Here is a 5,407-nt window from a genome sequence, read left to right on the forward strand (position 1 = left end):
CAGCCGGTCAGTGCGCGCCGCAAGCTCGGGCACCTGGCGGGCCAGCGTCAGCAGCGCCTTGGCGCCATCGCGCGCATCCATCATCATGCCACGCGGCCCAAGATTGCCTGATATCCAGTCGCCGACCACCGGCTCGGCAGTCTTCCACATGTTGAAGGCCGGGTCGAGCGTGCGCGCCACGCCCTCCACCACCACCATGGTCTTCTGCAGCAGGATCAGTTCGGGCCGCGTCGCCATGTCGAAGAGCTCGGTAACCTCGAACAGCAGCGTCAGAAGCTTGGCCATCGAGATGGTCTCGGCCGGCTGGCCATGGATCGGCTCGCCGATCGCCCGGATCGCCTGCGCGAAGGCCGCGACATTGTGCTGGCGCGGCACATAGCCGGCCTCGAAATGGACCTCAGCGACGCGCAGATAGTCGCGCGTGATGAAGCCGTAGAGGATTTCGGCGAGGAAGCGGCGCTCCTTCTTGCCGAGCCGGCCGGCAATGCCGAGATCGACGGCAACGATGGTGCCGTTCGCCTCGACGAACAAATTGCCCGGATGCATGTCGGCGTGGAAAAATCCGTCGCGCAGCGTGTGGCGCAGGAACGACTGGATCAGGTTTGTGGCGATGGTTTTCAGATCGTGGCCCGCCGCGACCAGTCCGGCAATGTCGTTCATCTTGACGCCGTCGACCCACTCCATGGTCAACACGTCGCGGCCGGTACGCTCCCAGTCGACGGACGGCACGCGAAAGCCGGGGTCGTGCCTGGTGCTTTCACCGAGCTCCGAGAGGGCCGCCGCCTCGAGGCGAAGATCCATCTCGATCTTGGTGGTCTGAGCCAGCGTCTGGGTGACCTCGACCGGCCGCAGCCGGCGGGACGAGGGGATGTATTTCTCCTGCAGGCGAGCGGCAAGGAAATAGCTTTCAAGATCCTGGAAGAAGCGGCGGCGCACGCCGGGCCGGATCACCTTGACCGCCACCTTGGTGGCAACGCCGTCATGCATGGCATCGGCGGCATGGACCTGGGCGATGGAGGCGGCGGCGACCGGATCGCCGAATTGAGCGTAGAGATCGCCGACTTTGCGCCCGAGCGAGGCTTCGATGGCCGCTATGGCTTCGGCCTTCGGAAAGGTGTGCATCTTGTCCTGCAACATGGCGAGATCGAGCGCCATGTCGTTGCCGACGACGTCGGGCCGCGTCGCCAGGAACTGGCCGAGCTTTACATAGGAGGGGCCGAGCCGGACGACCGCCTTGGCCAGCCGGTCGCTGCGCTCATAGGCCAGCGCGCGGCGGCGCGTGAACAGCCGTGCCATCCGCCAGCCGAACTTCGGCAGGCCGGACAGTTCCTCACCCGGCAGAGCGGCGACGACACCCTCGCGGACCAGCACCCAGCCGGCCCTTACGAGCCGGAATCCTGCACTGACATTGCTCATGGCAGCGCCAACCCTGCCGGCTCTTTGAACCGGCATAGCACGCGTCGATTGTGAGAAATGCGGTCCGGCCTCAAAGCTTCCAGCCCGAATGAAGTGCTGCAATACCGCCGGAATAGTTGCGGAAGGAAACGCGGTGGAAGCCGGCGCGGGAAATCATCGTCGCGAAATTCTGCTGGTTGGGAAACCTGGCGATCGATTCGACCAGATAGGAATAGGGCTCGCCGTCGCCGGTGACCATCTTGCCGATCTTTGGAATGGCGTTGAACGACCAGGCTTCATAGGCCTTGTCGAGCAGCGGCATCTCGACCTCGGAAAATTCCAGGCACAGGAAGCGCCCACCGGGCTTCAGCACGCGAAACGCTTCGCCCAAGGCCACCTCGATGCGCGGTACGTTGCGGATGCCGAAAGCGATGGTATAGGCATCGAATGTGGCATCAGGGAAGGGCAGTTCCTCGGCATTGGCCTCGACGAAATCGGTGTTGCCGGACAGGCCCTTCTTTTCGGCCCGGTCGCGGCCGACAGCCAGCATCGAGCCATTGATGTCGAGCACGGTGGCATGGGCATTGCCGTGGCTGGCATCGACGATGCGAAAGGCAATGTCGCCGGTGCCTCCGGCAACGTCGAGCACCTTCCAGCCCGCCCGTTTAGGCGGATTGAGCCAGGTGACCATGGCGTCCTTCCACAGCCGGTGCAGGCCGGCCGACATCAGATCGTTCATCAGGTCGTAGCGGTTGGCGACCTTGTGGAAAACATCGTTGACCAGGGACTGCTTGTCGCCAGCCCCTACACGCTTGAAACCATAGGAGGTTTCCATGCCGCCCGCGGCCGTGGTTCTCTCAACTGACATTTTTTTGATCCGTCATAAAACCGGCGGGACCATAGCCGATCGATGGTGCGGGCGCTATTGTTTAAGGCGCGGTGTTCAGCCGCGCTTCCAGGTGGCGGGTTTTCGAGACCTGGACGGACCGACGGGATGATTGAATGCCTTTGAAAGCGGAACTGCACTGCCACATCGAAGGGGCAGCGGCGCCCGAACTCGTCATCCGCCAGGCGCAGAAATACGGCAAGGACACCTCGCCCTATATCCAGAACGGTTCCTTCGTCTGGCACGATTTCACCTCCTTCCTGGCGGCTTATGATTTTTCCGCCGATCTGTTCCGGACCGAGGAGGACTATGCGCGGCTGGCCGACCACTATCTGACCAGCCTTGCCCGCGACGGCGCCATCTATTCCGAGGTGTTCACCTCGCCGGACCACGCTAAAAAAGCCGGCCTGTCGCCCAAGGCCTATACCGACGCGCTCGGCGAAGGCATGGCCCGCGCCAAGGCCAAGACCGGCATCGAGGGCCGCATGATCGTCACCGGCGTGCGCCATGTCGGCGTCGAGTCGATCGAGCAGGCGGCGCGCTTCGCGGCGCGCTGCGGGCATCCGCTGGTCACCGGTTTCGGCGTTGCCGGCGATGAGCGGATCGGTGATATGGAGGACTATGTCAGGGCTTTCGAGATCGCTCGCGAAGCCGGGCTCGGCATCACCATCCATGCCGGCGAACTGACGGGCTGGGAGACCGTCCAGGCGGCGCTGGATCACATCCGCCCGTCCCGCATCGGCCATGGCGTGCGCGCCATCGAGAACCCGGACCTCGTCCGGCGCATCGCCGACGAGGGTATCGTGCTGGAATGCTGCCCCGGTTCCAACATCGCGCTCAAGGTGTTCGACAGTTTCGCCGATCATCCGTTTCCGGCCCTGCAGGCGGCAGGCTGCAAGGTGACGCTCAATTCCGACGATCCGCCCTATTTCTGGACCTCGCTCAAGCGTGAATACGATATCGCTGCCGAGCATTTCTCGATGAACGACAAGGCGCTGACCGCCGTCACCAGAACGGCCATCGAGGCCGCTTTCGTCGATAGAAAGACAAAGACGGCACTTCTTGCCCGGTTGAACAGCGCGGCACGCTGATTTCCGCCGACAAAGCTGTGGTCGGTGCGGGCCAAGCGGTTCCTTGGCCGGCGCATTGCCGCTAGGGTTCGCCCAGGCAGCTTGAAGCGCGGCGCGTCCGAAAGGGCGATGCGCGCATTTTCGGGCGCAGGCATCAGGAGAACACCATGCAGGGCGTCACCGTCGTCGACCACCCGCTTGTCCAGCACAAGCTGACCATCATGCGCAAGAAGGAAACCTCGACGGCGGGCTTCCGCCGGCTGCTGCGCGAAATCTCGCTGCTGCTCGGCTACGAGGTCACCCGCAATCTCGAACTGACGACGACGACCATCGAAACGCCGATGGAAACGATGGAAGCGCCGACGCTCGAGGGCAAGAAACTGGTCTTTGCCTCGGTGCTGCGCGCCGGCAACGGCTTGCTGGAAGGCCTGCTCGACCTGGTGCCGGCGGCGCGCGTCGCCCATGTCGGTCTCTACCGCGATCACGAAACGCTGGAGGCGGTCGAATATTTCTTCAAGGCGCCGAGCGACCTCGCCGACCGGCTGGTGATCGTCGTCGATCCGATGCTGGCCACCGCCAATTCGGCGATCGCGGCGATCGACAAGCTGAAAGAGCGCGGCGCCACCAACATCCGTTTCCTTTGCCTGCTGGCGGCGCCCGAAGGCATCGAGCGCTTCATCAAGGCGCATCCGGACGTTCCCGTCTTCACCGCTTCGATCGACCGCCAGCTCAACGAGAAGGGCTACATCATGCCCGGCCTCGGCGACGCCGGCGACCGCATGTACGGGACCAAGTAATATCAGACCAAGTCGCCTGGTACGATTTACCAAATATTTACGAAAAGGCGCGGTTTTGGCGCGCGTTAAAGCGGCAAACACCATCCGGGCTTAACGATCGGCTGTCACTACAGCGCCGCGCGTCCGTTTCGGACGCGCAAAGGACGCTGTAGCACTTTGATTTTGTGCATGAGCCTTTCCGAAAATCGTTCCCGATTTTCGGGGTCATGCGGCGAGGCCGATCCATGCTGCGCAAACTTCTGATCCTCGCCGTTTTCGCCGGTACATCGGCATCGATACCGATTGTGTATCAGTCGAATCCGCAACTCGTCGAAAACCTGCTGAGGTCGGCGGTGCCGGGCAAACAAGCGGTCGAAGCCCAGCCGAACGTCAATCTGGCATCGGTGCCCAACAAGCCCGCGGCACCGCTGCCGATGGGCCGCAAGGTCCTCGTCGCGGCAGACGAACGCGGGCATTTCTCGTCACCCTTCAAGCTCAACGGACGTCAGGTCGACGGCATGATCGACACCGGCGCTACATTGGTCGCCATCAACATTTCGACGGCACGCAGGATCGGCCTGTCGCTGAACGCTTCCGACTTCAACCGCGAGGTCAACACCGCCAACGGCACCATCAAGGCGGCTGTGGCCATGATCGACCGCCTGCAGATCGGCAGCATCACCGTCAATGACGTCCAGACCATCGTGCTCGACGACAGGGCGCTGCGCACCAATCTGATCGGCATGAGCTTCCTCAACCGGCTCGACAAATACCAGGTCGAGAACGGCACGCTGCTGCTCGTCCAGTAAGGCTATTCGTTTTCCCAAATTCCCAAGGGAAAGCGCTATGCGCTTTTTCCCAGGGAGAACCGTTTCACACTTTTCCTGGAATTGCTCTAGCCGCGCGGCAGAATCCGCCGGATGACCGACTTGTCGGCGGGCGGCTTCGAGGCACCGACCATATAGGCCGAAAGCACGGTTGCCGCGGCGGCCTCGGCATCGGCCGATGAGCGGGCATGGATCAGCGCCAGCGGCTCGCCGATCCCAACCTCCGCACCGACCGGCAATAGTCTGGTGATGCCGACCGCAGGGTCGATCTGGTCGTCCGGCCGCGTGCGTCCACCTCCCAGGCCGACCACTGCGAGCCCGATATCGCGGGTGGCGATGCCGGTGACGAAGCCATTTGCGGTCGCCTTGACGGCAAGTTCGATCGCCGCCGCAGGCAGATATTTTTCCGGTTTCTCGATGAAATCGGCGGGGCCGCCAAGCGCGGCCACCATG

General features: G+C 63.1%; 5 protein-coding genes and 1 pseudogene. 3 read left to right on the forward strand and 3 right to left on the reverse strand.

Annotated features, from left to right (window positions below):
• Both ubiB and ubiE read right to left on the reverse strand, forming a co-directional pair.
• A partial coding sequence (gene ubiB, locus ENZ75_RS05985) for a 2-polyprenylphenol 6-hydroxylase (protein WP_128277959.1) occupies positions 1–1,416 on the reverse strand: 1,416 nt, incomplete at its 3' end.
• Between the two features lie 70 nt (positions 1,417–1,486).
• Positions 1,487–2,263 (reverse strand): bifunctional demethylmenaquinone methyltransferase/2-methoxy-6-polyprenyl-1,4-benzoquinol methylase UbiE, encoded by a 777-nt coding sequence (gene ubiE, locus ENZ75_RS05990; protein WP_063168991.1) that lies wholly within the window; start codon positions 2,261–2,263, stop codon positions 1,487–1,489.
• Positions 2,264–2,397: 134 nt separating this feature from the next.
• On the opposite strand from ubiE, the gene ENZ75_RS05995 reads away from it, so the two are divergent.
• The 3 genes from ENZ75_RS05995 to ENZ75_RS06010 all read left to right on the forward strand — a co-directional run bounded on the left by ENZ75_RS05995 (position 2,398) and on the right by ENZ75_RS06010 (position 4,936).
• Positions 2,398–3,372, forward strand: coding sequence for an adenosine deaminase (locus ENZ75_RS05995; RefSeq protein WP_063168990.1), 975 nt, complete (start codon positions 2,398–2,400; stop codon positions 3,370–3,372).
• A 146-nt stretch (positions 3,373–3,518) separates the two neighbouring features.
• Entirely contained in the window at positions 3,519–4,148 is a 630-nt protein-coding gene (upp, locus tag ENZ75_RS06000) for a uracil phosphoribosyltransferase (protein WP_013529626.1), read from the forward strand.
• A 224-nt stretch (positions 4,149–4,372) separates the two neighbouring features.
• Positions 4,373–4,936: a TIGR02281 family clan AA aspartic protease gene (locus ENZ75_RS06010; RefSeq protein WP_024502797.1), complete on the forward strand. Its 564-nt coding sequence runs from the start codon at positions 4,373–4,375 to the stop codon at positions 4,934–4,936.
• Positions 4,937–5,022: 86 nt separating this feature from the next.
• On the opposite strand, the pseudogene ENZ75_RS34980 reads toward ENZ75_RS06010, so the two are convergent.
• Positions 5,023–5,407: pseudogene (locus tag ENZ75_RS34980) on the reverse strand (thymidine phosphorylase); the annotation flags it as partial.

The sequence above is a fragment of the Mesorhizobium sp. M7A.F.Ca.CA.002.04.1.1 genome, from assembly GCF_004022805.1.
GTDB lineage: Bacteria > Pseudomonadota > Alphaproteobacteria > Rhizobiales > Rhizobiaceae > Mesorhizobium > Mesorhizobium ciceri.